We start from the raw sequence: 24,480 nt of genomic DNA, 5'->3' as shown, positions 1-24,480 counted from the left end.
ACGAACGCGGCACCGACGCATGAGAAAATCTTGATTAGGAAATGAGCATTTCCTATAATGCGCAAATGACTACGCACAACCACACTGCCAGACATTCCCGTGCCCCCGGACGCCCACGCGAATTTGACATGGATGTAGCGCTAGACGGCGCGATTCAGATTTTTCGCGAACGCGGCTATCACGCGACGTCCCTCGGAGACCTTGGATCGGCGATGGAACTTACGGCCGGCAGTATCTATAAGGCATTTGCCGACAAACGCGCAGTATTCGTTGCCGCACTGGACCGCTACATCCAGCTACGAAATGCACAGTTGCAGAGCCTGATCGATCTGCAGCCAACTGGACGGGACAAGGTGCGAGCTGTTCTGCATTTCTATGCAGAGTCAGCGCATGGCGTCGAGGGAAAGCGGGGCTGTCTTGTCGCTGGAAGCGCGACAGACCTCGCTACCTTCGATAGCGAGGTCGCCGGTCGTGTCGTAGCGGCCTTGCAGCGAACTGAAGCCATGCTGAGCCGTCTGATCAGTCTTGGCCAGAAAGACGGTTCCATCACATCGGCCGTGGACTCAAAGGCCTCTGCCTGTGCGCTGTTGAGTGTGGTGCAAGGTTTCAGGGTCGTCGGCAAGACGGGGCGATCCCGGGCACACATGATGGCCGCAGCAGATCAGGCCATGCGGCTACTTAGCTAAAGACCGCTGGAAGGCACGATTTCGCCTCATCAATGGAAGCTGCCCGACACAATAGGAAACGAATATTTCCTAATGCGAATTTGCCGACCGGCAAACTCGTTACTGCTTTCGCCACCACAAAATCCAAGGAGTCCCATTCGTGACAGCGCATCACTCGCCCACCCAATCAGGAAGTCCCACCATCGCCAACGAATTACCGGCATCAAGGCCCGTTCCGGGACTGGCAGGATTCGAGCATCGGTTCGAGACCGTTAGCGGACTTCGACTGCACTACGTCACGGGAGGCAATCCGCACGGTGATGTGATTGTTTTACTCGCGGGATTTCCTGAAAGCTGGTTCGCCTGGCGCAAAGTAATGGGACTGCTTGCGACGACCTACAGAATCGTCGCGCCGGACCTTCCAGGACAAGGTGATTCCGATCGACCGGTAGACGGCTATGACACGCAGACCCTCGCGAACCATGTCCATGGCTTGCTCGAACAACTCGGCGTGACCCGGTACTTCGTCGCTGCGCACGACGTGGGAGCGTGGGTTGCTTATCCTTACGCGGCATTGTTCAGCAACGAAGTCCGCAGACTCGCGCTACTGGACGCGGGTATTCCGGGCATCACGCTGCCGGATGCCCTGTCGATCGCTCCCAACCGTGCGTGGCGTACCTGGCATTTTGCATTCCACATGCTACCGGACCTGCCGGAGACGTTGATAACCGGGAAAGAACTGGAATACCTCGACTGGTTTCTGCGTCGAAAGACGGCGAATCCCGATACCTTTACTGACGCGGATCTCGATGAATATCTGCGTGTCTTCAAGAAAGACGGTGGCTTACGAGCCGGCCTTGCGTATTACCGTGCCGCGCACGTTTCTGCGCAGCAGAACCGCGAGTTGAACGGACATGGCATGCTAAAGGTTCCGTTGCTTGCCCTTGGTTCCGATCACGGATCTATCCCCGACATGGCAACGCCGCTGCGCGCCTTCTTCGCCGATGTGCAGGGCCGCACCCTTCGTCACTGTGGACACTTTCTGCCGGAAGAACAACCGCAAGCAGTCGCCGACGAACTCGCTATGTTTTTTCGAATGAGCGACGACTGAAGTGAGTGCGGTCGTGCATGCGGGGAGGTATTGGCGGATTCAACCGGTGGACGGAACACACTGAGGGCCGCGCAAGCAGCAGGAGCGTTGCATCCACGGTTGAATCCGCCATGTCAGTGCCGACGTCAGTGACATGTGGCGATCTCGACCTAACCGGCCTCGAGGAGCGAAGTCGTCACGTTGCGGCCAACGTGTCCCGTGGGAGGTTTCATCCATTATCGGGTGCCGCGCATTTGTCTGGTTTCGAACGGCCGAAGCAAGGCTCGAGCGCCCCCTGAATGGCAACTCGGTCCGTATGTGGCTTCACTTGCGCGCCTGCCAAACCGACTCGCTCCAGGTCGGTGCCGCTGCCCGGATGATGTCGAGGACATCTGGCGGGACGTCGCCCGCGCCGGTGAGTTGGCGCACCTCCAGTACATCGTCCGTGCCGAGACCGGATGGCGCGCGCAATGCCCAGGAAACCGCCTCCTCAAGCGAGCCAGCTTCGATGATGTAAAAGCCACCCACCAGTTCCTTGGACTCGGCAAACGGGCCATCAACGATGTAGCGTTTCCCCTGGCTAACCGCAATTCGCGCTCCGGGCGCTGCCGGGTTCAAGCCTTCGGAAGCCACCAGGACACCGGCCTTGTGCATCTCTTCGTTGAACCTCATGTACGCCGTGAGAAGGGCCTCATCCAAACGGCCGCCTGCGTCCGGCTCCTCATTGTCTGCGCTTGCTTGGGCTGTGATGATGAATCGCATCGTCATTCTCCTGAGTTGGATCGTCCTTCAGAACCACGACGAACGGAGGACCGTCGAATCGACACGTTGCGGCCGACTTGGACGTTCACGACTGGCATCTGGTCGCCAAACGCGGGCAAACGCCAAACCGGCGTTGCGGCCCGCCTGTCATCGATCCGCATCTGGCGCCGGACGACCCCAGAAGAGACGGTTAGGGCTGTTTGGCGAAGGGCCGATGATTGTCAAGCTAGCGGCCGTTCGTCAATTCGGCGGCGAATCTGTCAACCGGCGCGGATGTTCCGAACAATCACCGCGAACTGCCGAATCATGGCCGTGTCATTTGCCTGCCGGCGCAGTGTCAGCCGATTCGTGGCTGTCACGCGGCGCTACTCGCCATACAGCGTTACCGACGTCGTCAGCCACGAGCAAGGCCCCGTCCGCGTCCAGTGCGACACCAACGGGTCGACCCAGGGCGTAGCCGTCTGCCGTCAGAAAGCCACTCAGAAAGTCCTCCGGTACGCCCACAGGTTTTCCATCGACAAATGGCACGAATACCACCTTGTAGCCCGTACGCGGTTTGCGGTTCCATGATCCATGCTGACCAACAAATGCGCCGCCACGATAATGAGGTGGAAACAGCGTCCGGTCGTAAAAGACCAGACCTAGCGAAGCTGTATGATTGCCGAGCGCATAGTCAGGCGCGACGGCCTTTGCAACCATATCGGGGCGTTGCGGTTTGACGCGGGTGTCGATGTGCTGGCCATAATAGCTGTACGGAAAACCATAGAACGCCCCGTCTTTTACTGCTGTCATGTAGTCTGGCACCAGGTTGTTGCCGAGATCGTCCCGCTCGTTGACTGCCGTCCACAATGCGCCGCTGTCCGGTTGCCACGAGAGCCCATTGGGGTTACGCAACCCTGTCGCGTAGGGCGCGAGGTGCCCATTGTCCACGTCGAACTCGAGGATTCGCGCTCGGCCTTCTTCGGCGTCGACGCCATTTTCCCCTGCGTTGCTGTTCGATCCCACCGTGATGTACAGACGCTTGCCGGAGCGATCGGCCAGGATATTTTTGGTCCAGTGATGATTGATCGGCCCTGCCGGCAAGTCGGCAACCTTGACGCCGGGGCTTGTAATCTGGGTGGTGCCCGTCACATAGTCGAAACGCAGCAAAGCGTCCGTATCGGCAACATAGAGTTGATTGCCAATGAGCGCCATCCCGAACGGCGAGTGCAGCCCGCGCAAAAACACGGTGTGCATTCCCGCGACGCCACTGCCGTCCACGTCGCGCAACAGCACAATACGATCGGGGCTCGGCACACCGGCGCCGGCGCGCTTCATCACCTGCTTTCTGACCCAGCCGAACAGGCCGCTGCCTTCATCGTGTTCTTTTGGCGCGTCGCTTTCCGCTACCAGTACGTCACCGTTGGGCAGCGTGTAAAGCCAGCGCGGGTGCGCGAGGCCACCGGCAAACTCGGTGACGAGAAAGCCGGTGGGAGCGGTGGGAATGAAACCGTCGGGGCGCGCCTGAACGGGCGCGATGTTGACCATCGGAAGCCACGACGATTCCGGAGCCGGCATGGCAGGCGACGCGCCGAAGCCCGCATCGCTTGAACTTGATGGTCCGACCGCGCAGGACGCCAGCGGCAAGATCATTGAAATAGCCAGACGCCTTAGCAGGCACATGTGAGGTTCCACCGAAGAGCGTTAGTTGATGATGCATCGAAGGCATAGCAAGAAGCCGGCCCGCGACGTTGCCTGCAAAGACAGCAAACTGCTCCGTGATTCAAGCGGAAGACCGCGGCCTCCCGGCTCCCGGTTCTGCTGACGCTACGTTGGCGACGTGCGGATCAGCAGCGGAGTCGAGCGTCCGGTTCGCCCCTGCCGAACGTCAGGCTTCCTTAAGCTAAGGTCGCTAGCATGAGGCGGATTTGTGCAGTGCTTTTCTCGTGTATCAGTTCAAGATTCGCAGGCTGCGCGCCTCATCAATTTATCAAGTCGTGGTAACTTGAGGAGCAGGAATGGGTAAGGTCTACGAAGTGAAGCGTCCGGCATATGACGCAGTCGCGCGCGCGCTGCACTGGCTAACCGTCCTGTTGGTCGCTACGCAGTTTGTGATCGGCTGGACGATGCCGGATGTCCACAAAGACACGCAGCCAGTCAATCTGATCGCCTGGCATCTTGGCGTGGGCGCAACGCTCGTCGCCGTGATGGGAATCCGGGTGATCTGGCGATTGACGCATTGGCCCCCGCTGGACGAACTGCGCCGCTGCTCGGCGTCGTCTCGCGCACAACGCATGTTCTCCTCTACATCGCGCTGGTGCTGGTGCCGCTGCTCGGCTGGATCAACGCGTCCTCGCGCGGCTGGACGGTCCGCTTGCTGGGCGTCGTGCCGTATCCAGCACTGAGCGAACCGGGCTCGGCCTTCGGCCACGAGATGGGGAATGTGCATGGCATCCTCGCATGGGTGCTCTTCGCATTGATTGGCCTGCATGTCATCGCAGCGTTGTTCCACCGCTTTGTTCTGAAAGACCATGTGCTACAACGGATGCTGCCCCACGCGGGGCCGTCGCGTGATCGGGGTCGACACCGCTAGGGCCTGCCCACGCTCAAGCATCGAATCAAGGCGATTGACTGGCTACGCGCCGTGGTGCCCGGGCAGAAACGACGGCATCATTTTGACGGCAAGCCCGATAACCGGCGCCCCGCCCGCGCACGCCGAGTTGGCGGCAATTTGCGTGCGGCGCGGCCTCGACCTGGCGCGAATGACAGCTCTCGCGATCAGCCAATGTCGGTTCGGGTCGACATGGGCCAAACGCATCGGACAGCAGAAGGGTTCGATCGACCCTTGGAAGCGCACAATGGAATGGCTGGAGCCGTGGTGGTCACGGACGACATGGACGCGAATTGCCGCGACCGATTTACGCGTCAACTTCAATTGGAAGTCGGACCCGGTCACGACATGGTCGGATTGGCGACTCGAGTCATTGGACGCGGCCAAGGTGACGACGCACTGTTCGAAAAATTGGATGGGAGCTGCCGGGTCGCGCTCGTTCACCTTACATGGGCAACGACAAGGGAACGACCACATCGCCAAACACCAGGTTCTATTCGAACATTCATGAATGGGTTAGGGAATGTCTGCAACCTGGGCATCAAGATTGGAAAAAACGACGGACGCGGCCTTATCCGCACGGTTTGCGAATGACAGCCGTAACGGGTCGGCCCGATTGGCGACCATCGGCTTTGCCCGAACTGCTGCCCAGGAGACAGCAGTTCGGATGACCGTCACTTGGCCGCGACAATCTCTGCTTCCGATGCGTTCGTTTGGCTCCCGGTCAGATGACGCTCAACCAGTTCCCCCATCAGTTTCATGTCCTCCCGATAGTATCGCCCGAGTTCGAACAGACCTTCCTCGGCGCCAGCCTCGATTGCGCGCTGGAGAACCTCGTCGTTAGGCGGCTCGACGGGAAAGCCCGCGTGCCGCGCCCCAGGCCCGAACTCCTTGATCAGACTCCGCAAAATTCCTCCGCCGACGAACTGTTCGAGCGGAAAATCAACGAGGTGAAGTTTCTCCTGCCATTCGGGCCACTCCCATTTCGGGATCTTTGACTTGATCACCGGAAGGTCGAGGATGAACGAACTGACCATGCAACGCGACGTGCGGCGGCCAAGAACGTCGATCGCCGCGGCACCCAGTTGGGTGATCGACACGGCGCGGGACAGCTCGATGATCTGACTGCTCCACAGAATCGGCCACCAGGCCGCAAAGCGCATTTCCGCCTGCCGCGCGGGCGGTGCGAGCCAAACGCCGGTGTTCAGAAAATATGCATCGAGTTTCTTGAGCACTTGCCTGCCGGCGGGCGTATCGTCGAATCCCGCATAGGGCGGCAGCGAGGGCGTCGGTTCCAGACCGGTCAGATTGATATCGAACCAGTGGTGCCACGTCGAATCGGCGGAGATTCGGCCGACATCCACATTGTGTCCGTCGTAGGCCGAAATGACGCCAATCTCCTGACCGTGCCTTAAGGCATTCGGGTCCTTGATTCTTCCCCATGCGATGACTTCCGGATGTTCCTGATACCCGGCCTTAGTCGGCCAGTCCGGATCGCCAGGCGCTGGGGATGGCGCAAGCGCTTCGCCTTCATGCTGATGGTCCGGAAGAACATTGATCGGGCCGTCCGGTCCGCAAAGGAGCGGATGCGGCCGGGTGCGCAAAATCGCGCCCGTCCGTGTCCCGACGATATAGCGCTTGTAGCGGATTTGCTGCGGCGTGTCGTCGGACTGATCGTTGAAGTCGTAGGTCGCGCCGGCGTCCGGGCCTTCGACAAGCGTGGTATTCCACACCGGGGGAACGCTATCGGGCGCGGGATAAAGGCGCATTTTGCCCGCACGGCGAATCTGTCCTGAGAGTGCACGGCCCAGGTTCGCATGATCGCCCGTGACGAGCACGCCGCCTTGCTTCGGCGCCGCCATGAACGTGTCCAGAAGGGCGAGTTCGGCTGGCGTGAGGCTCGGCTCGCCGTTGAAGCCGAAGAACCAAACCTCGTCGAACTTGTTGATGATGTCGAGATCGGTCAGTTGTTTGGGGCCTTTGATGGTCGCGGTGGGGTCGGTGCCTTCGCGGTGGGCGAACGAAACCGAGAAGTTGACGTAGGTGTACGCGCGACTCTTCAGCAGTTGATAGACATACTGCATGCCCTGGAAGCCGCCGCCTTGCAGATGGACCGAGCCGTCTGCATAGATCAGGATGCGCACTTGTGCCGGACGACGCCACCACGGGTACAGCTTGTCCCAGTCGAGGATGTTCCAGCGTTTCGCGATCGACTGTTTGATCGCGTCCGTATCTAAGAGCAGGTTCGCCATGGGCTTCTCCTTCAGCGTGCCGCGAGGCGGATGCCCCCGGCCACTCAGGTAAGACGAAGCGCGGGCGAAAGGTTTTGAAAGCGTCATGTTGGGTGCCGTAGTGCCGGTCTCGCACTGCACTCTTCGGTGTACTACCGAATAGATCAACGAAATCGTGCGATCCCGTGATGACGGGTGTGCGGACCGGTGCGATCCAACGTGGACGTACGTCGTGCACCGCTAGTAGTTTGAGTTGGCTACATTGCGAACCGGCTGTCAATTGTCGATGCCTTGCACAAAGAGGGACGGACGTGCGCGAACTCAACAAGTATCTTGCTGACGTGGACTGTCTTCGTTTGGCTAACACGTCTTTCCCGGGTGTTTCCCTGCAACAGACAAAACTGTGTGAGGACCAGATGACGGGCCTTTTGGATTGGCACAAGCTGTGTATATACGCAGCTGCAGCTGTATCTGACACATAACCTCGCTTTACGAGTGTCCGCGCGACGGAACCTACGTTCACATGCGTCGTCCGTCAGACGTTCAGGCGCCGGCTCCGTCCCGTAAGCGGCCATCCGACTGCCGAGGGCGAATGCACTCTCCTTGGCTGCATACCTCCAGCTACGGACGATCGTCAGACGGTTGGCCGACGCTGTCCCGCCATTGGCCCCAGCGCGACCGGGCGTTCGGGGATCATTCATCGCGAACGCGCACTTACGTACGGGCCGTTGCTGTCTGACGCCAGTTGGCGTCATAACGCCCTACTGGCCTTCCGGGGACATTCAAGATTTTTGGGCATTGGCCGTTAAACATGGAGAAACTGTCCGACAGCTAAAAACAGGAGTTTTTGAGGCAGTATTGACGTATCTCTTTGTCGACACCGAAACCAGCGGATTAAGCCGGGCGCGCAGCAGACATTAGCCAAGTCATTCCTATGGATTCGGCGTGACCAACTTCCCGATCCAGGCGCTTATTCACTACAGGCACGCTGCGGCCGGCAAAGGGCACTGTGCCCCTCACCTTTCAGATCAGTTTTTTCAGGAGTCTTCGATGTCAATTTGGGATGGTTATAAGAAGTCGCTGAAGTACACGAGTCCAGTCAGCTGGCTGCTTGTTGAAGGCGCGGAAACTGCTGTTACGTCAATTCAGAGCGCTGCGGCTAAAGGCATCGACAAACTTCAAGAGGAAGTCGCAAAACAGAATTTGCAATTACAGTTTGCGCAACAGCAAGCCAGGGTGGCGCAAGAACTCGCGATTGCCCGGCGAATTGAAAATGCAGAGGAAGTGGAGATTGAAGAGTTCTATGACATGTCTGGAAAAGGCAATGTCGGATTAACCTTTGACGGAAAGTCAGAAACAGGGACCCTTGGCGTCGGTGCAGAAGGGAGGCGAGTCACGAAGCGCGTTTACCATTTCAAGGGTTGGAAGGAATCGGAAACCCAAGGGTATGTGCAGGAACCAGGCGTTCAAAGTTAAGTTCCGCACAACCGACTGCCAGAGGGCGAGTCGGTTTGCGAACGTTTGCGAAGGGCCGTTAGTGCGTCAGTATGTCGATGCACCGGCTCGGGCCGGCTGCAGCCCTCCGCGCGAAGCGCGGTTTGAGCGTTCCGGCGCATATGGGCAGTTCCAGCGCAAGGCACCGCATTCCTCGACTTTGTGTTGACGGATTCCATATCTCTGACTAAAGTCAGAGATATGGAATCCGATATCCTCCAGATCCGTCGCTTTAATCGCATAGTCGCCGAAAGCATTGGCGCGATTGATGACCATTTCCTCGGGCGAGGACGCCCGATGGGCGAATCACGCCTGCTATGGGAAATCGGTGTCGAAGGTGCGGATATTCGCGCTCTGCGCGCGCGGCTAAACCTTGATTCAGGCTATCTCAGCCGGACGTTGGCATCTCTTGAACGGCAAAAACTTGTCGCTATCCTCGCTCATTCGGGCGACCGGCGGGTACGCCGGGTTTGCCTCACTGAGGGAGGCCTCATGGAAAGGGCCGAACTCGAACGGCTCTCTGACGAGGTCGCTTTGCGCGCGCTCGAACCGCTCGGCCATGAGCAGCGTCGGAGACTGGTCGCAGCCATGTCTGAGGTAGAGCGTTTGCTACAGGCATCCCTTGTGAGTTTCGCGCTAGAGGATCCAGATACCGATGACGCCCGATGGTGCTTTGAACAGTATTTCGGGGAGCTTGACCAGCGCTTCGAAGGAGGATTCGACCCGTCCAGCAGCCTGTCGGCGGATGCGCACGAACTGAAGGCACCGGCGGGCGCATTGATCGTCGCGAGGCTTCAGGGAAAGCCGATCGGCTGCGTCGCGCTCAAATTTCATAAGAAGTCCCCGGCCGAGCTCAAAAGAATGTGGGTGAGCCCTTACGCTCGCGGTATGGGTGTAGGCCGCCGGCTGATGCTTGAGGCGGAGAAACGCGCTCGGCAGGCCAAAGTGCGCGTTATTCGTCTGGAGACAAATCGAACTCTGGGCGAGGCGATTTCGCTATACCGGCAGTCGGGATACGTCGAAGTCGATGCGTTCAGCGCCGAACCGTATGCCCATCACTGGTTTGAAAAGCGCCTGGCCTGAACGGCCGTCACTCTTTGCTCAGCCGACTTTCAACTGTCGCTGAAGATCCTCTCCCACGACCCTGACGATGAAGCGCACGCCCCCCTCCCTCGACACGCCGCATCAAGAGCCCACCCCAATGGATGACGCGACCCGCATCTTCGACAAGCTTCGCCCGCGTCTACAGGGCATCGCTTACCGGATGCTCGCGTCAGTTGCGGAAGCCGAAGATGTCGTGCAGGACGCATGGCTGCGATGGCATGGCGCCGACCGCGCCACCATCGACAATCCGGAAGCATGGCTCGTATCGGTCACCACGCGTCTGTCGATCGACCGCTTGCGCGCCGCCAAGGTGCAGCGCGAGCACTACGCAGGCATCTGGCTTCCGGAGCCGCACATCATCGAGTCGCCGGTCACGCCCGAGGAGATCAAGGAGCGCGCGGACGACGTATCGGTTGCGTTCCTGATGCTGCTCGAACGACTGACACCCGAGGCGCGCGCAGCATTCCTGCTGCGAGAAGTTTTCGATGCCGATTACGACGAAGTGGCACACGCCATCGGCAAAAGCGAAGCCGCTTGCCGCCAGTTGGTAAGCCGCGCGAAGACTCAGTTGCGCGACGAACGGCCGCGTTTCGCCGTGTCGCGCGAAAGCCATCTGCGTCTGCTGCAAGTGTTCGCGCAGGCGTTGGAGCGCGGCGACTTCGCGGCCATCAACGGCATGCTCGCTGAAGACGCCGTGCTCGTCGGCGATGGCGGCGGCCGTGTGCCGAGCTTCCCGAAACCGATGGTCGGCGGCAGGCGCATCGCGCAACTGTTCTACGCTGCAAGCCGGCGCTTCGGCAACGACCTGCGCATCGAACTCGCGGTGCTCAACGGACAGTGGGCACTGTTGCGCTTCATCGAAGGCACGCTGGAATCGGCACAGTCGTACGAGACCGATGGTGAGCGGATCGTGCGCATCCAGGTGCAGCGCAATCCTGAAAAGCTCGTGCGTCTCGCGGCCGCATTCGGAGCTTGCTGAAGATTTTTTCCACGGCGGGGTGCGTCAGCGCGATTGGTGTCGAGCAGGCAACAGCGTGAGCACCCTGGCGTGTCTACCGGGCCCGGACGGCGGAACCTACCATGGTTTCCGTACGGCACATCGCCGACACCGATGCCCCGGTCGCCGACGGGCGCCGGCTTCATTCCCGTCAGGAGAAAATCATGAGCCAACGCATCAACTACATTCAGCAATCGCCAGAACTGTTCAAAAAGTTTCTCGAGTTCAGCAACCTGCTGGGCGACAGCGCGATCGAGGAATCGGTCCGCCATCTCGTCGCGGTCCGCGCTTCGCAGATGAACGGTTGCGGCTTCTGCGTCGACATGCACGTCAAGCAGGCGAAGATCCACGGCGAGCGCGAGTTGCGCCTGCATCATCTGGCCGCCTGGCGCGAATCGACGCTGTTCGCGCCGCGCGAACGGGCCGCGCTCGCGTGGACCGAAATCCTCACGCGCCTGCCCGAACAAGGCGTTCCCGATGACATTTACGAGCGTGTGCGCACGCAGTTTTCGGAGAAGGAACTGTCGGATCTGACTTATGAAGTGATGGCGATCAACGGTTGGAACCGCGCGAACGTCGCCTTCAAAACCGTGCCGGGCTCGTCGGACAAAGCGTTCGGTCTCGACAAGGCCGGCCTTGCATGAGTGACGGCCGCGCCCGCGCCGCCTTACAGGAGAAACGTCATGTCGAGCTCGAAAAGACTTGCGTTGCTGATGCCGCTGCTGTGCTCGGCGTGGTTGGCGCAGCCGGCCTGCGCCGCGCCCGAAGCGATCGTCACACCTGTGATGGAGCAGTCGCTTGCGGACTATCCCGGCAAGGAAGCGCTGATGATCACGGTCGTCTACCCGCCCGGCGCCGTCGATCCCGTCCATCGGCACGATGCGCATGGCTTCATCTATGTGCTGGAAGGGTCGATCGTGATGGGCGTCAAGGGCGGCAAGGAAGTGACGCTCACGCCTGGGCAGAGCTTCTATGAAGGTCCGAACGACATTCACACGGTCGGCCGGAACGCCAGCGCCACGCAGCCGGCCAAGTTTCTCGTCCTGCTGCTGAAAAATAAAAACGCGCCGGTGCTGACGCCGGTGAAGTGATCCATCCGCCTGTGACATCGTCCGCCGAACAAAAAATGCCGGATCGTGTCACAGCGCGCGCGCGTCGCCCGTCTTGAGGATATGCACATCTTCGACCCGACCCGCCATGCCTGACACGCACGCGTTTCGCCGACCATCGGCACCCTCCTCCATTTCCGCCCCCGCTTGCGAGGATTCGCTCGCCAGCAGCTTCGCCACCAGCTACGCGGGCGTCATCGCGTTTCTCGCGGTTGCCAGCGAAGGCAGTTTCGCCAAGGCCGGCGACCGGCTCGGCATCGGCCGCTCGGCCGTGAGCCGCAACATCCAGAAGCTCGAAGCGCAACTGAATGCGCGCCTCTTTTTGCGCACCACCCGCAGCACCTCGCTCACGCGCGAAGGTGAACTTTTCTATGAGAACTGCCATCCGGGTGTGGAGCGCATCGTGCAGGCGCTGGAGGAAATGCGTGAGCTTCGCAGCGGACCGCCGCGCGGGCAATTACGCATCTGTTCGACAAGCGGCTTCGGCCGTGCGATCGTCGCGCCGCTGCTGCGCGGTTTTCACGAGCGCTACCCGGATATCGCGCTCGACCTGCTGCTCCACGATAACCCGGCCAATTTCACGGCCGACCGCGTCGACGTCGCTTTCCGCGATGGACGCATGGAGGACAGTCAGGTCGTCGCCAAGCAGTTGATCCCGATGCAGATGATCGTCTGCGCGTCGCCCGCCTACGCACGCGAGCACGGCTTGCCACGCAGCGTGGCGGAACTGGCGGCGCATCGCTGCATCAACTTGCGGGCGGCGTCGGGACGCATCGCCGAATGGGAATTCAAGGTCAACGGCCTGCCGCACAGGATGACGCCCAACGCGCCCCATACGTTCAACGATCCGGACCTCGTGCTGCAAGCCGTGCGCGACGGTTTGGGCATTGCGCAGCTCGCCGCGTACCAGGTCTGCGACGCGCTGCGCGACGGGCGGCTGCGATCCTGCCTCGAGCAATACGCACCCGACGATCGCGGCCACTACATCTGCTATCTGAGCCGCAAACATCTTCCCGCGCGTATCCGTGTTTTCGTCGACTACATGACAGAACAAACGCGCGCGCTCGACCTCGACTGCATGACCGCATTCCCGGTGCTTGCCGCACTGCCCGCGGCGCACGCGAGCTGATCGGTGTCGTCACGGCAACAGTGCGAGGCCTTGGCGCGTCTACTGGGCGCCGCGTCCGACGCCTACTGTTCACCGCGTACGGCGACCGCATAAATCAGGTCTGCCATACAGCCCCTGCGACGCATCGTGTGCGATGCGCGCGCCAGACTTCGAGACACATCCCGCGACCGGTACGGCCGCACGAATATTTCATCGAGACGACATCATGAAAATCGTCGTCGTTGGCGATAGCGGACTCATCGGCAGCAAAGTCGTCAACGACCTGCGTACACGCGGTCATGACGTGATCGCGGCGTCGCCAGCGTCGGTGTCGACACGATCGCCAGGCGAGGGACTTGCAGACGCGCTGAGCTGCGCGCAGGTGGTCGTCGACGTGGCCAACTCGCCGTCGTTCGAGGACGAGGCCGTGCTCGAATGCTTCGAAACGTCAGGCCCCAATCTGTTGGCGGCCGAAATCAGGTTTGACACCTGGTTCAGCCAGTCGCAAGCGGCTCGTTAATGCCGGAATCTGGCCACATTGCGCTCGCCGCCGCTCACGCTTGCTCGATACGGATCACGTCGGCGACCATCGTGAACGGTATTCAACCGTCGTCACCGTGAGCGGCGCCCCTCGCCGCGCGGCTCGCCCTTTCGAGTACGATTGGCGGCGTCCATGGGTTTTCCCTGAGCAAATCCATGTCGATACCCGCATTGCCGATTCGTCGTAGAAGTAAGTCCAACTTCTCTAGTGAAAGGCGAGCACATCATGACTACCGGAACCATTCATCTTCACCGCGTCTTGCGCGCCACGCCCGAGCGCATCTACCGGGCTTTCCTCGAACCCGATGCAATCGTGCGGTGGCTTCCTCCCTACGGCTTCACCTGCCAGGTCCACCACATGGATGCCCGCGTCGGCGGCACCCACAAGATGTCTTTCCGTAACTTCGGCACCGGCCATGGCCACTCGTTCGGTGGCGAGTACCTCGAACTGGTGCCGTTCGAGAAAATCCGCTACTTCGACCGCTTCGATGATCCGAACCTGCCCGGCCAGATGCACGTCACCATTTCATTGCGGCAAGTGTCCTGCGGCACCGACATCAGCATCGTGCAGGAAGGCGTGCCCGAGGTCATTCCAGTGGAGATGTGCTACCTCGGCTGGCAAGAATCGCTCGCTCAACTGGCGAGGCTGGTCGAGCCAGAGATACCTGACTGAGCGCGTCTGACAGGCACGCGTGCGCCGCGTTGCCCGGAGTGCGTCCGGCGATAAGACGCTTCGGGCAGCGGCGCCTCGTTCGCGTTTTTGACGCCTACTTCGTCCGCGCCGTCTTTTTTACGGCCTTTGCATTGACAGCGGCGGTATTGAGGGCGATGGCGGCACGGATGAGCGTCTTGAACGCGCGAGCGTCGACCTGCTCGCCTTCGTGGATATCGATCGCGCGTCGAACATTTCCGTTGAGACTCGCGTTGAAGAGGCTGGTGGGATCCTCCAACGAAGCTCCCTTGGCGAAGGTAAGCTTCACGACTGACTTGTACGACTCGCCGGTGCAGATGATCCCATCATGCGACCACGTGGGCGTGCCCATCCACTTCCATTCCTCCACGACCGCAGGGTCCGCCTCCTTGATGAGCTTGCGCATCCTGCTCAGCGTCTCTGCGCGCCAATCTCCGAGTTCGGCGATTCTATTGTCGATCAATTCAGATGCCGGCTGACCTTCGGTCGGCTCCATCTTTTTCATCTTCTCCTCCCGATCTTTCGGACATCGTGCCGATGTGGGACTACCTTCTTATTAACGACGACTTCGATCTCGGCTTTGCCCCTCACCGTGCTCCCACATCAGAGACCAAAGCGCTTCGTGTACTCGGTGTTCAGGCGCGGCCAGTCGAATTGCATCGCGTCGCCGCCGACGATACGCCCAATCGGATCACCCGCCACGAGCCTCTCGAGCACGTCGAGGCAAATGTGCCACCCGGCTGCGCCCATCGAGATGAAGTTGCGATCGATGTTGTGCCAGAGCGTGAGACGCGTGCCGTCGCCGAGCGGCTCAAGAGTCCACCGCATATCGTTGCCGCCCCAGCGATATTCGAGCAGATTCGGCGCGTCGGCGCGTGTCACCTCGGTCTCCGAGATCTGCGGCGTCGGCGTTCCGACCGTCGAAAGCTTGACGGGGCCGACCGAAGCAAGGCTCCGGTCGGCATCGAACGGCGCCCATTCACGCAGACTGGCCGGATCGGTCAACGCCGTCCAGACTTTCTCGGGCGAATGGCGCAACTCGCGGACGACAACGAGCGTCCACTTCTCCAGATCCTTTCTGACTTCGGCGCCGGCGGCAGGGCCCGGCATGTATTCTTCGCGATTGCTCATCGTTTCTTCCCCTTGCTGCGCGGTGCAGGATCGATCTGATCGAGGTGGCGCTCGAGAGCGTCGAGGTGAACCGACCAGAATCGGCGGAACGGAGCGAGCCAGGCGTCTATCTCCATCAACGGTTCCGGGTTGAGCCGGTATAGACGCCGTTGTGCATCAACGCGTGCCTCCACGAAGCCGGCCTCCCGGAGCACCCGCAGGTGCTTCGAGACAGAGGGCTGCGAGAGATTGAGCTTCTCCTCGATTTCACCCACGGACTGCTCCGAAGCTGCAAGCAGACTCAGGATGGCGCGGCGGTTCGGCTCGGCGATGATGGCAAATGTCGACTCCATCCCTCTTATATACCTCCTAAGGCATATACAAGTCAAGCGACGGAAATGCGTGCGGCGCGGCAAGACGCGCGTCGCGACGTCAATCACTTCCGTAAGTTCATGTCGATGCCGGTAGAATCCGCATCGCCTCCCGTATGCACCATTCGCATGAAGCGATTTATTTAATACATTTGTCTGTTCGGCCAATTTGCGCTCGAATGGCGGGTTTGCGCGCCGCTTGCGACGTCCAATGGGGCCCGGTGCGGCAGCGTGCCTGACGTCCGTTGGCGGTCGTTCATTCACGTCGCGCGGTTTTTTAAAGAGTGATGAAAGGAGAAACATGAAAACCATGCTTGCAACGCTGACGATGGCGCTACTCGCCGTATCGTCCGGCAGCGCCATCGCGAAGGAGTGGTCGACCGTGCGCTTCGGCGTCGATGCGAGCTACCCGCCGTTCGAATCGAAAGCCGCCGACGGCAAGCTCGTCGGCTTCGATATCGACCTGGGCAACGAGATCTGTCGCCGCCTGAACGCAAAATGCGTGTGGGTTGAAAACTCGTTCGACGGCATGATTCCCGCGCTGAAGGGCCGCAAATTCGACGGCGTGCTCTCGACGATGTCGATGACCCCGGCGCGCCAGGCGCAGATCGCGTTCTCGTCGAAGGTATTCCGCATCCCCACGCGCCTCGTGGCGAAGAAGGGCTCGCCGATCGTACCGACACCGGAAGCGCTGAAGGGCAAGCACATCGGCGTCGAGCAGGGCTCGATCCAGGAGACGTATGCGAAGACCTATTGGGAGCCGGCCGGCGCGGTCATCGTGTCGTACCAGGATCAGGATCTCGTCTATACGGATCTGATTGCCGGCCGTATCGACGCATCGTTGCAAAACGCCGTGCAGGCCGAAGTCGGCTTCCTGCGGACGCCACGAGGCAAAGACTTCGCATTCGCCGGCAATGCACTGTACGACGCGAAGACGTTGGGCAGCGGCACCGCGATTGGTTTGCGCAAGGACGACACCGAATTGAAGGAGAAGATCGATAAAGCGATCGCCGACACGCGCGCGGACGGCACCTATGACAAGATCGCCAAAAAGTATTTCGACTTCGACGTCTACGGTCAGTAAAGTCGACCCCGGCTCACCCCATGGTGTGGTGAGCCGGGTCCCTGCAGCATTGCGCACAACGCACATTCACATGACAGCCGGCAGCACGCTTCGCCCGACTCAGAAGAGATAGGTGCAGAAGATGCCGTACGATATCTGGCTCGTCTTCTCGGTGATCGGGCTGTCGGTTGCGTCGCCCCGCAGCCACGCGAATGCGGCATTGGCGCCGACATTCCAGTGCCTCCCAATCCGATAAATACCGCCGACTGAGAAGCGCAACTGGTTCAATCCGGAACTGGCCGAAAAGCCCGGCAAACCAGAGCGGGCACTCTGCTCCGCGTTCACACCAAAATAGGTGTCGTTGTAGTCGCTGCTCGCCCACGTCAGTCCGGGTCCGGCGCTGAGCGTCAATCCCGGCATCGGCTCGTATTTCCCCAGCACATCGAACGTCACCACGGTGCCGCGGTCGTTGCCCGCGATATCGGTCAACACGCTCGCGCGCGCAGTGACGAACTGATAGGTATAGACACCGAATAGCTCGGCGTGCGCAGTCCGCTTGATATCGCCCAAGCCATGCAATCGCGAGTCGTCAGATTCGTTACGCGGCTCTATGAAGTCGTAAGTGATGGCCGCGCCTACGCGCCAGTTATTGTCGCGATACAGGTAAGCACCGAGCGACAGGAATGATGCGGCATCCGGATTGGCGCCAATGAAGAAGCGGTCATAGCTGACGCTCACCGCCGGCACGACCTCCCATTTCGTGCCGCTCGCGCCTGGAAATTTTGGCATGTTCACGACACCGGCGCCCACGGAAAAGCGCCACGGACTGGGCGTACCAGACGGGCCGGGTTGGATATCCGGGGCGGCAAGCGCAAAGGCGCTCTCTGAAAGGCTCAGCGTATCGTCCGCCATGGCCGTCACGGCACACAGCGATAGCGCAGAGCCCGCAAGCAGCCTGCTCATGCACCGCATTGACACTTCGATCATTTCGGCTTCTCCGTCGGCAAAGTGAAGGATCGAACCCGGCGGCGTCGGTCATGAGTTCAACACCAGTCTTGATGCTGAATTTCAGACTCACCCCGCACGGCCTGTGGTTGTTCGGAAGACGGACAACCCAGCGCATCGATCACATGAAATGGTTCATGTCCTGCTGCGTTCGGAGCCGCGATGGCAAGTGCCGCCAACACCTGTGAATGGATCAACGCGAGCAGTCATCCAATCCATCTCGCTCTCCGATACTGTTAAATTTTCTGTCTTATTGCCAGAGATCTGTCGACGCAGTTGCGTGTCATGAGAATAGCCCCTTTTTTTGGGCTATCGCAAGCAAATTTTTCCAGGTGCTCTTTTGCAACAGGCAAGCATTCCTTTCTATTAGTACTGCGTCGGTCATCGACGCGTTCCTCTTGTATCTAATGAAGCCGGGATTGCCAGAAAACTTCCGGCTCTTTGACGGCAAATCTTCGACCTTGCGTGACGGGTTGGCTGTACATGGTTATCGAAGGGAACAGCATCAGTTAACTGGGCGAGGGCCAACCCGCGTCGACCGAGGGCAAGATGGTGGTCGACTGTCGCGGCATGGTCACGATGCCCGGCATGATCGACATGCACTGGCACTCGTTGCTCACGTCACTGCCCATTCAGTCGATCCTCCAGTCCGACACGGCCTTCGTTCATCTTGCCGCAAACGCCGAAGCCGAGCGTACGTTGCTGCGCGGCTTCACCACGGTGCGGGATGCCGGCGGCCGGCTTACGCGCCGAAGCATGCCGTCGATGCCGGCTTGATCTCGGGGCCGCGCATCTATCTGTGCGGCGCCATGACCACCACCACGGGCGGTCACGGTGGCTTTCGCTCCCTCTCGGGTCCGCCCCGCGCCGGCGGTCAGTTCAGCGCCACTGGACGAGACGGCGGCAGCGCCATCGCCGATTCGGAAGACGAGGTTCCGATGCGCGTGCGCGAACAGTTCATTCAGGGCGCATGCCAGATGAAGCTCGTGGAATGCGGTGGCGTCTCACGCCGCGCAGTCCCCTGGACAGGCTGACGTTCACTGAAAGGCAGTTGCATGCCCCTGTCGAAACCGCTGCGGACGAGACGCACGTATGTTCTCTCGTGGGGGCGTACACACTCGAAGCCGTGCAGCGCTCCGTTGCGGCCGGCGCGCAGTGCATCGAACATGACCTTTGATAAACAACCGGAGCGCCGAGTTGATGGCAAAAAATGGCACGTGGTTCGACCGCGCAAGCGCCAGGCATGGCGACGGGCACGAACGGCCAATTGCTTTCGCTCTCCGGCAGGCGCAATCTTATCGGCGAAAAACTGGGTGGGCTCGAAGAAGGCGCGTACGCGGATCTATTGCTCGTCGATCGCAATCCGCTCGAGAACATCGACCTGATCACGAATCCGGACCAGAACCTGCGCGTCATTATTGAAGACGAAGGATTCTTAAAGAACACGATTGGGCATAAGGAAAGCCACCTATGCGTTGCAACACCCGGTTCGCTGCAGGTGTTGCAATTTACAAGAGAGAACGCGAGAACGCGCGGCACTCACGTCATGCCAGTTGACGTATCCCTGAAGATCTTGCCGTCTTTCATGAATAGCGCGAGCCGGCTATTCTCCGGGCACGCCCTTCGCCGTGTTGGTCACGAGATCGATTTGGCCGCCTCGGACACGCTGCCGCTCAACGACACGACTCCGTCATTTGCCCCCCTCGAACAGAAGAAAGAAACCCTGCGGATTGGTCACTGCCCGAAGACCAACGATCACGGTTGCGCTCCACATAATTCCGAAACAGATCGGAATCCGAAGCATTACCGCGAAGACGGCAATGCAGCAGCACGCGCGCTACGTTGGTCGCATAGCGCATCAGCTTCCGCTGCTTCACCCGGTCCGTGAGTCTGCCGCCCGGCGGCGACACGAACGTCCAATCAGACCTGCTACGCCGCCAGGCGTAGCGGCTTGCGTTCGAAGCTGGCCCGGCTCACTTCGCAAGCGCTGGCCGGCTCACATTTCCTTGCAACTGGCCGGGCGCACCGGCCCGCAATCGTAGACCAAATCAAGGTCGCCACACTTCGCCAATTGTCGCGGATGCAATCAGGCCGCAACAGGTAGCAGTGATCAGTTGCGCAGTGCGCCGATACCACCGCTTTCATCTTGGCCCGTGGGAAATTGGAATTGTCGCTTGGGCATGGTGTGACGCTCACCTGGTAGCCGGTACGTAGTAGACCGGCAGAATTAGCCGAGGCCCGGCGTGACAAGGGATTGCTGGAAACGAATCTTCCCGTGCCGCAAAAGGCAGACCGGCAGAACCCGTTAGAGTCGGTATTGAAGCCAAAAGGAAACTCTCATGAGCTCAATGAAACTAGTACCGGTTAATCTGCACAACTTCATCGATGCTGCACGCAGCGGTGACTCGGCAGAACATCCGGCAGAATCGTTCGCAGGCTATACGTCGCATGCTGGTGTGGCGTCCCGGCCTAAGGGTTCACCCCCGTCGATTCAGGCAAAAAATGCCAACACAAACAGTCGTTCCACAAAAAAAAAGGCGGCGCCCGAAACGGGAGAATCGAGAAAAGTGCCCAACGACGATCTTACCAATGCACTGGAAAGATATTTCAAAGAACCTATGCATGGCGGCCTGAAGACAGTCTGGCAGCCGGACGATAGAAACGAGCCGATTTTTATTTCCGAAGAGCTCCAGGACTACTACAAACGTCTCATGGCGGCGGCCGATGGTGACACCGACGAATCCAACCTCCTGGAACTGTCCGACAGGATGCGCCAATCCTCTGACAATCAATCACGGACATCAGACGGAACTAGAAGACTACCAGCGAAATATCTCCGCTGGGACCGAATCCTGGAGGGTGTGAATCAACGCGACTATCGCGCGGCGTTGAATTTTTTGGCGAAAGAAATCGGACATTACGTCAAACTTGTCAGTGATATATCGCCTGACCGTTCTGTTCATATCAATTCGATTCACCATATTGGGAAAAATCTTCCAAGGGTAGGCGAATCAGATCTTCCCAATGCGGTTGACATTGGGAAATCGAAAACGTGGCCGGACGACATTTTTATAAATAGGCTGAAAAAATATGCCCGAGAACCTATGCATGGCGGTCTGAAAGCAGTCTTCCGGTATGACACTAAAAACAGGACCATCGTTATTTCTGACGAGGTTCTTACATACTTCAGAAAGCTTATGCGAGAGGTTGATCACCCCCGCTTGGACAGTACCGGCGATGAGGGCAATGATATAACTCTCCAAGAAACAGCCTCATGGCTGGACAAATCTGCTGACAACAAATCTCGGACACCAGACGGGCGTGAAAGACTGCCTCCGAGCTCTTTCCACTGGCAATCGATCCTCGGCGCCGTGAATAAAGGTGACTACCGCACGGCCTTTGATAATTTGGCAAGACAGCTCTGGTACTCAGTCAGACTTGTCGGTGACAAATTGCCTGGCGGCTCTGGTCATATTGATGCCAGTCGCAAACGTGGGGAAAACCTTCCAAAGGTCGATGATCCGGAGCTTCTTGAAACTGGCAAAAAAGAACTGCAGAATATCAAAAATCTGAATGAGCCAATCCTCAATTTACCGTCTTTCGTGATAAATTATACGAATGACAAGATTCGCTCGTACGAAAAATTGACGGGGAATAAGACCGGAATGACTGCGGACAGCAAAATCACTGTCACTGTCCGCCTGCCGCTGCATACTGGCCCCGCACTGAGCGGTGTATCCATGCGACCGGAGCCTCCAATTTACCGCCGCTACTCCGTAATCGATATCGTCACTGGACAATATATTCGTGATCTGCATCAAATATATGGAATCGGAAAATTTGCAATCACGAAATATGATAATAATGACCTGGTTGATTTTCTGAAAAAGGAAGATCTTCAGGAAAAGATGGGCAATGAACTTTCTGGTTACTTTGCAGATCCTGTGCACATCGATGGACTGAAAAAGTACTACACGGATACGATGCGGTTACGCTGTCTTGAGTATCTGGCTAGTCCTGAAATAGCACCATACTTAAAGCAGGCTGTGACTGATTTTATCGAAGGAAAGGTTGATGCCAAAGAAGTGTCCTTTCATGGCGTCAGTCTGAATGGCGTATTTTTCATACCACATGGCAATAGCGGAGTTTTATTCAGCGTTAACGACCCCAAATTTTTTGAGATGCCAGCTGCAAAGGTGCAAGTTGGACATGGGCTGGGTGCCATAATTGAAAGTCGCCCCGTTCTTCCAAAAACCCAGGAATTCAGAGACTGGGTTCTCGGCAAAATTCCCTTGTATGAGGCGCAAAAATATGAAAATAAAAATGAAGCATTCAAATATGGAACGGCGCCCAGTTCAAGATATAAGAACTTGATTGCAGATCCGCCCAAGCACTGGCCGATTACCTTCAGCTCTCCGAAAAATCTGGATGCGCTGCTCAGCCACATGGTTGATAGTGAGAAGACGCGGTTGTTATCGGACATCAACTATTTCGTATTTACGCCCGGCGAACGGCTCACGGAAACGGTCCTGGAAGGGACCAAGATGCTTCTGGGACGCATCGCGCTACTCGCGCCTTTCATTCCAGGCGGCTCTACTGGGGGTGCCTGGGCCCGCGTGCTGACCCCGCTGGCCCTTGACGGTACTTCTGCGACGATCAGCGTGGCACAGGCACACCAGGCTGATCGGCCGGACCAGGCGGATGCCTACCGCAACGAAGCCCTTATGACCGGGGTGCTCGGACTGCTAGGCCTCGGCATCGAGGGGGCGAGTCTTGGCCTCGGCAAGCCGAGCCTCCTCAAGCCGGGGATCAGTGTCGACGAAGCCGTCGGTTTTTATAAGTTGAGCAAAAGCAGGGTTAATAATATCCTTAAAAATCAGGAAGAGCTCATCCCACTGCGACGACTCAATGGCGAACACGGGTACCCGGCGGGCGATATCGAACTGACTAAATTACAAAGGCTTAATAGACCGGCCAATGTTCATTTAAGCACTCGACCTGCGGGCGATATCAAGTTGACCAAGCCACCAAAACTTCATAAACCGGCCGAGCCTCCTCATTTATCCAATCAGCCTGCACGTGACGTTGAACCGCCTAACTTACCCATTAATGACTCGAATCATCTTTTTCATTTTTCCAGGCAACCCGTACCCGCGGGAACGGCCGGAAACAGAACTCCACTCCGCGAAATTGATGCGAAGATTCCCATGGATGATGTAGTCGAGCAACAGGGATATTTTTATGCCAATGAAAAGGGAGGGAGTACGGTGCAGATCTCATATGACCTGGATGCACAGACCTGGCGAAAATTTAACAAAAATGGCGTGTTAGAAAATAACAAATATTTTTTGCGAACAGACCAGGATCAATGGGAGTCCCTGACTAAAGAAGAATTTTCTGCCGCACAAGACGGCATATTGCCCGCCGCAACAAAGTTCAAAACTATCAACCTGTATGGCATTCCGGCAATTCCCGCTGACGCCACGCCCATCCCAAAAGAGATTCACTATATCTGGGTGGGAAATGAAATTCCTGACCATTTGGCCGCGAATATTATCAAAAATTCTACAAGAAGCCAGGGATATAAATCCATAGTCCATGTTGATGCGAGAAACAATAACATCTTTCGTAAAATTAGTGATAAATTTAAAAACAGCGATTCTCGAATCGAAGTACGCAATCTTAATGAAGAACAATTTTTTAGCGATTTCAAAAGTAGTCCATCCGGAGAAATTTATACATTCTTTTGCTCAGACCACAGCATAAATCTGTCAGCCGCGACAGACTCTTTACGCTATTCGTTAATAAATAAATACGGTGGAATTTATCTCGACACAGATGACGCCATTACTAAAAACGTCAGCCATGTCAATCTGAAAGCAGTACCGGATGACATATTGTTAAATTTCGGCGTGGACCATAGAGGAACCGGATTTTCAGGTTATAACACCAGTAATTTTGCAAGTCAGCCTGACAATCAGGTATTGAAAGATATAATAAACGAAATGAATGTTCGATTTAAGGAAAATAAATCGTCTCTGGTTGATCGCCCTTTTTATGTACGAGGCGATGCAGATTCCGACAAAAAATATTATTCCTACCAGAAGAAGATTTTTGAAGTAACAGGTCCCTCGCTATTCAATGATATTTTGAAAAAAGAACGGCCTGATTATTATGATCTGGGCAGGCAGACAGCGAATACCTACTTCTGGAACGAGCCGCCACCTGTATATATCGCGGAACGCCGCAAGGCGCTAAACTATTATTTACCGTTCTATAAAAAATTTCCGGTGGCTATTGGGTCAGAACAGTCCATGTCTCATACCCGATAGGGCAGCGTGGTGTGCTCAAACTACTGCAGCGCATAAAGTCAGATATACGTCAATCAAGGTCGAGTGGTGTCCATTCCGGTGCTAGCTGGACTGGGCTATGTGCGCGCAGCATGTGGCATCGCCAGAAGGGGACGGGTCAGATTGCTCGCGCCGCAGTCTTACCCTTCCTGCGATCAACGTGTCGCGTTGGCGGATCAGTTCGTTCCTGCCACTGCGGC

Annotated in this window: 22 protein-coding genes and 2 pseudogenes; 17 read left to right on the top strand and 7 right to left on the bottom strand. The window is 58.0% G+C overall.

Features of this window, described 5'->3' with window-relative positions; all coding sequences use genetic code 11:
- Nucleotides 1-128: 128 nt before the first annotated feature.
- Entirely contained in the window at nt 129-686 is a 558-nt protein-coding gene (locus tag CIC12_RS31270) for a TetR/AcrR family transcriptional regulator (RefSeq protein WP_168670183.1), read from the top strand.
- A 139-nt stretch (nt 687-825) separates the two neighbouring features.
- Entirely contained in the window at nt 826-1,776 is a 951-nt protein-coding gene (locus CIC12_RS31265; RefSeq protein WP_342030595.1) for an alpha/beta fold hydrolase, read from the top strand.
- 303 nt (nt 1,777-2,079) lie between these two features.
- Here CIC12_RS31265 and CIC12_RS31260 read toward each other — a convergent pair whose 3' ends face one another.
- Together CIC12_RS31260 and CIC12_RS31255 are read right to left on the bottom strand one after the other, a co-directional pair.
- Nucleotides 2,080-2,517, bottom strand: coding sequence for a YciI family protein (locus tag CIC12_RS31260; protein WP_168670181.1), 438 nt, complete (start codon nt 2,515-2,517; stop codon nt 2,080-2,082).
- Between the two features lie 315 nt (nt 2,518-2,832).
- Nucleotides 2,833-4,179: a PQQ-dependent sugar dehydrogenase gene (locus CIC12_RS31255; protein WP_168670179.1), complete on the bottom strand. Its 1,347-nt coding sequence runs from the start codon at nt 4,177-4,179 to the stop codon at nt 2,833-2,835.
- A gap of 335 nt (nt 4,180-4,514) precedes the next feature.
- Between CIC12_RS31255 and CIC12_RS31250 the strand changes: the two are divergent.
- A pseudogene (locus CIC12_RS31250) lies at nt 4,515-5,089 on the top strand (cytochrome b).
- A 34-nt stretch (nt 5,090-5,123) separates the two neighbouring features.
- Nucleotides 5,124-5,618, top strand: a complete 495-nt coding sequence (locus CIC12_RS31245) for a hypothetical protein (protein ID WP_168670177.1) — start codon at nt 5,124-5,126, stop codon at nt 5,616-5,618.
- A 163-nt stretch (nt 5,619-5,781) separates the two neighbouring features.
- On the opposite strand, the gene CIC12_RS31240 is transcribed toward CIC12_RS31245, so the two are convergent.
- Nucleotides 5,782-7,359 carry a hypothetical protein gene (locus CIC12_RS31240; RefSeq protein WP_168670175.1) on the bottom strand — a complete coding sequence of 526 codons (1,578 nt, stop codon included), beginning with the start codon at nt 7,357-7,359 and terminating at the stop codon, nt 5,782-5,784.
- A 924-nt stretch (nt 7,360-8,283) separates the two neighbouring features.
- Between CIC12_RS31240 and CIC12_RS31235 the strand changes: the two genes are divergently transcribed.
- The 8 genes and pseudogenes from CIC12_RS31235 (at nt 8,284) to CIC12_RS31200 (ending at nt 14,363) form a co-directional block, all read left to right on the top strand.
- Entirely contained in the window at nt 8,284-8,814 is a 531-nt protein-coding gene (locus tag CIC12_RS31235; RefSeq protein WP_238812977.1) for a hypothetical protein, read from the top strand.
- A gap of 219 nt (nt 8,815-9,033) precedes the next feature.
- Entirely contained in the window at nt 9,034-9,915 is an 882-nt protein-coding gene (locus CIC12_RS31230) for a bifunctional helix-turn-helix transcriptional regulator/GNAT family N-acetyltransferase (RefSeq protein WP_168670171.1), read from the top strand.
- 118 nt (nt 9,916-10,033) lie between these two features.
- Entirely contained in the window at nt 10,034-10,915 is an 882-nt protein-coding gene (locus tag CIC12_RS31225; RefSeq protein WP_168670169.1) for an RNA polymerase sigma-70 factor, read from the top strand.
- 182 nt (nt 10,916-11,097) lie between these two features.
- On the top strand, nt 11,098-11,577 hold the full coding sequence (locus tag CIC12_RS31220) for a carboxymuconolactone decarboxylase family protein (RefSeq protein WP_168670167.1): 480 nt from the start codon (nt 11,098-11,100) through the stop codon (nt 11,575-11,577).
- A 69-nt stretch (nt 11,578-11,646) separates the two neighbouring features.
- Nucleotides 11,647-12,024: a cupin domain-containing protein gene (locus CIC12_RS31215; RefSeq protein WP_238812990.1), complete on the top strand. Its 378-nt coding sequence runs from the start codon at nt 11,647-11,649 to the stop codon at nt 12,022-12,024.
- Between the two features lie 106 nt (nt 12,025-12,130).
- A complete protein-coding gene (locus CIC12_RS31210; protein ID WP_168670163.1) occupies nt 12,131-13,171 on the top strand; it encodes a LysR family transcriptional regulator in 1,041 nt (346 codons plus the stop codon).
- A 205-nt stretch (nt 13,172-13,376) separates the two neighbouring features.
- Nucleotides 13,377-13,625 (top strand): annotated as a pseudogene (locus CIC12_RS31205) (NmrA family transcriptional regulator); the annotation flags it as partial.
- A 291-nt stretch (nt 13,626-13,916) separates the two neighbouring features.
- On the top strand, nt 13,917-14,363 hold the full coding sequence (locus CIC12_RS31200) for an SRPBCC family protein (protein ID WP_168670161.1): 447 nt from the start codon (nt 13,917-13,919) through the stop codon (nt 14,361-14,363).
- 94 nt (nt 14,364-14,457) lie between these two features.
- On the opposite strand, the gene CIC12_RS31195 is transcribed toward CIC12_RS31200, so the two are convergent.
- The 3 genes from CIC12_RS31195 to CIC12_RS31185 form a co-directional block, all read right to left on the bottom strand.
- Nucleotides 14,458-14,886, bottom strand: coding sequence for a DUF1801 domain-containing protein (locus CIC12_RS31195; RefSeq protein ID WP_168670159.1), 429 nt, complete (start codon nt 14,884-14,886; stop codon nt 14,458-14,460).
- Nucleotides 14,887-14,984: 98 nt separating this feature from the next.
- On the bottom strand, nt 14,985-15,512 hold the full coding sequence (locus CIC12_RS31190) for an SRPBCC family protein (protein WP_168670157.1): 528 nt from the start codon (nt 15,510-15,512) through the stop codon (nt 14,985-14,987).
- Nucleotides 15,509-15,844, bottom strand: a complete 336-nt coding sequence (locus CIC12_RS31185; protein WP_121324660.1) for an ArsR/SmtB family transcription factor — start codon at nt 15,842-15,844, stop codon at nt 15,509-15,511. The genes CIC12_RS31190 and CIC12_RS31185 overlap by 4 nt, the downstream gene beginning before the upstream one ends.
- A 319-nt stretch (nt 15,845-16,163) precedes the next feature.
- On the opposite strand from CIC12_RS31185, the gene CIC12_RS31180 reads away from it, so the two are divergent.
- Nucleotides 16,164-16,946, top strand: a complete 783-nt coding sequence (locus CIC12_RS31180) for an ABC transporter substrate-binding protein (protein ID WP_168670155.1) — start codon at nt 16,164-16,166, stop codon at nt 16,944-16,946.
- A 99-nt stretch (nt 16,947-17,045) separates the two neighbouring features.
- Here CIC12_RS31180 and CIC12_RS31175 read toward each other — a convergent pair whose 3' ends face one another.
- Complete coding sequence (locus CIC12_RS31175) at nt 17,046-17,837, bottom strand: MipA/OmpV family protein (protein ID WP_168670153.1); 792 nt, start codon at nt 17,835-17,837, stop codon at nt 17,046-17,048.
- A 642-nt stretch (nt 17,838-18,479) separates the two neighbouring features.
- Between CIC12_RS31175 and CIC12_RS33510 the strand changes: the two genes are divergently transcribed.
- The 4 genes from CIC12_RS33510 to CIC12_RS31165 all read left to right on the top strand — a co-directional run bounded on the left by CIC12_RS33510 (nt 18,480) and on the right by CIC12_RS31165 (nt 24,262).
- The gene (locus CIC12_RS33510; RefSeq protein WP_238812976.1) at nt 18,480-18,707 is read left to right on the top strand and encodes an amidohydrolase family protein; all 228 of its coding nucleotides are present in this window, start codon (nt 18,480-18,482) and stop codon (nt 18,705-18,707) included.
- A 32-nt stretch (nt 18,708-18,739) separates the two neighbouring features.
- On the top strand, nt 18,740-18,964 hold the full coding sequence (locus tag CIC12_RS33505) for a hypothetical protein (RefSeq protein WP_238812975.1): 225 nt from the start codon (nt 18,740-18,742) through the stop codon (nt 18,962-18,964).
- A gap of 209 nt (nt 18,965-19,173) precedes the next feature.
- Nucleotides 19,174-19,818: a hypothetical protein gene (locus tag CIC12_RS33500; protein WP_238812974.1), complete on the top strand. Its 645-nt coding sequence runs from the start codon at nt 19,174-19,176 to the stop codon at nt 19,816-19,818.
- A gap of 451 nt (nt 19,819-20,269) precedes the next feature.
- Nucleotides 20,270-24,262 carry a glycosyltransferase gene (locus CIC12_RS31165; RefSeq protein ID WP_168670151.1) on the top strand — a complete coding sequence of 1,331 codons (3,993 nt, stop codon included), beginning with the start codon at nt 20,270-20,272 and terminating at the stop codon, nt 24,260-24,262.
- The last annotated feature ends 218 nt before the right edge of the window (nt 24,263-24,480 follow it).

Source organism: Paraburkholderia sp. SG-MS1, assembly GCF_012275575.1.
Taxonomy (GTDB): Bacteria; Pseudomonadota; Gammaproteobacteria; order Burkholderiales; family Burkholderiaceae; genus Paraburkholderia.
Note: the sequence above shows the minus strand (reverse complement) of the source record. Positions and strands in the feature narration are given on the sequence as shown.

What these genes read in the sequence shown, in the direction of transcription:
- CIC12_RS31190 (WP_168670157.1), bottom strand. Translation starts at nt 15,512, where the DNA reads ATGAGCAATCGCGAAGAATACATGCCGGGCCCTGCCGCCGGCGCCGAA.
- CIC12_RS33510 (WP_238812976.1), top strand. Translation starts at nt 18,480, where the DNA reads ATGGTGGTCGACTGTCGCGGCATGGTCACGATGCCCGGCATGATCGAC.
- CIC12_RS31195 (WP_168670159.1), bottom strand. Translation starts at nt 14,886, where the DNA reads ATGAAAAAGATGGAGCCGACCGAAGGTCAGCCGGCATCTGAATTGATC.
- CIC12_RS31225 (WP_168670169.1), top strand. Translation starts at nt 10,034, where the DNA reads ATGGATGACGCGACCCGCATCTTCGACAAGCTTCGCCCGCGTCTACAG.
- CIC12_RS31215 (WP_238812990.1), top strand. Translation starts at nt 11,647, where the DNA reads ATGCCGCTGCTGTGCTCGGCGTGGTTGGCGCAGCCGGCCTGCGCCGCG.
- CIC12_RS31230 (WP_168670171.1), top strand. Translation starts at nt 9,034, where the DNA reads ATGGAATCCGATATCCTCCAGATCCGTCGCTTTAATCGCATAGTCGCC.
- CIC12_RS33505 (WP_238812975.1), top strand. Translation starts at nt 18,740, where the DNA reads ATGACCACCACCACGGGCGGTCACGGTGGCTTTCGCTCCCTCTCGGGT.
- CIC12_RS31175 (WP_168670153.1), bottom strand. Translation starts at nt 17,837, where the DNA reads ATGGCGGACGATACGCTGAGCCTTTCAGAGAGCGCCTTTGCGCTTGCC.
- CIC12_RS31185 (WP_121324660.1), bottom strand. Translation starts at nt 15,844, where the DNA reads ATGGAGTCGACATTTGCCATCATCGCCGAGCCGAACCGCCGCGCCATC.
- CIC12_RS33500 (WP_238812974.1), top strand. Translation starts at nt 19,174, where the DNA reads ATGGCGACGGGCACGAACGGCCAATTGCTTTCGCTCTCCGGCAGGCGC.
- CIC12_RS31270 (WP_168670183.1), top strand. Translation starts at nt 129, where the DNA reads ATGGATGTAGCGCTAGACGGCGCGATTCAGATTTTTCGCGAACGCGGC.
- CIC12_RS31180 (WP_168670155.1), top strand. Translation starts at nt 16,164, where the DNA reads ATGAAAACCATGCTTGCAACGCTGACGATGGCGCTACTCGCCGTATCG.
- CIC12_RS31220 (WP_168670167.1), top strand. Translation starts at nt 11,098, where the DNA reads ATGAGCCAACGCATCAACTACATTCAGCAATCGCCAGAACTGTTCAAA.
- CIC12_RS31200 (WP_168670161.1), top strand. Translation starts at nt 13,917, where the DNA reads ATGACTACCGGAACCATTCATCTTCACCGCGTCTTGCGCGCCACGCCC.
- CIC12_RS31255 (WP_168670179.1), bottom strand. Translation starts at nt 4,179, where the DNA reads ATGTGCCTGCTAAGGCGTCTGGCTATTTCAATGATCTTGCCGCTGGCG.
- CIC12_RS31210 (WP_168670163.1), top strand. Translation starts at nt 12,131, where the DNA reads ATGCCTGACACGCACGCGTTTCGCCGACCATCGGCACCCTCCTCCATT.
- CIC12_RS31165 (WP_168670151.1), top strand. Translation starts at nt 20,270, where the DNA reads ATGAGCTCAATGAAACTAGTACCGGTTAATCTGCACAACTTCATCGAT.
- CIC12_RS31260 (WP_168670181.1), bottom strand. Translation starts at nt 2,517, where the DNA reads ATGCGATTCATCATCACAGCCCAAGCAAGCGCAGACAATGAGGAGCCG.
- CIC12_RS31240 (WP_168670175.1), bottom strand. Translation starts at nt 7,359, where the DNA reads ATGGCGAACCTGCTCTTAGATACGGACGCGATCAAACAGTCGATCGCG.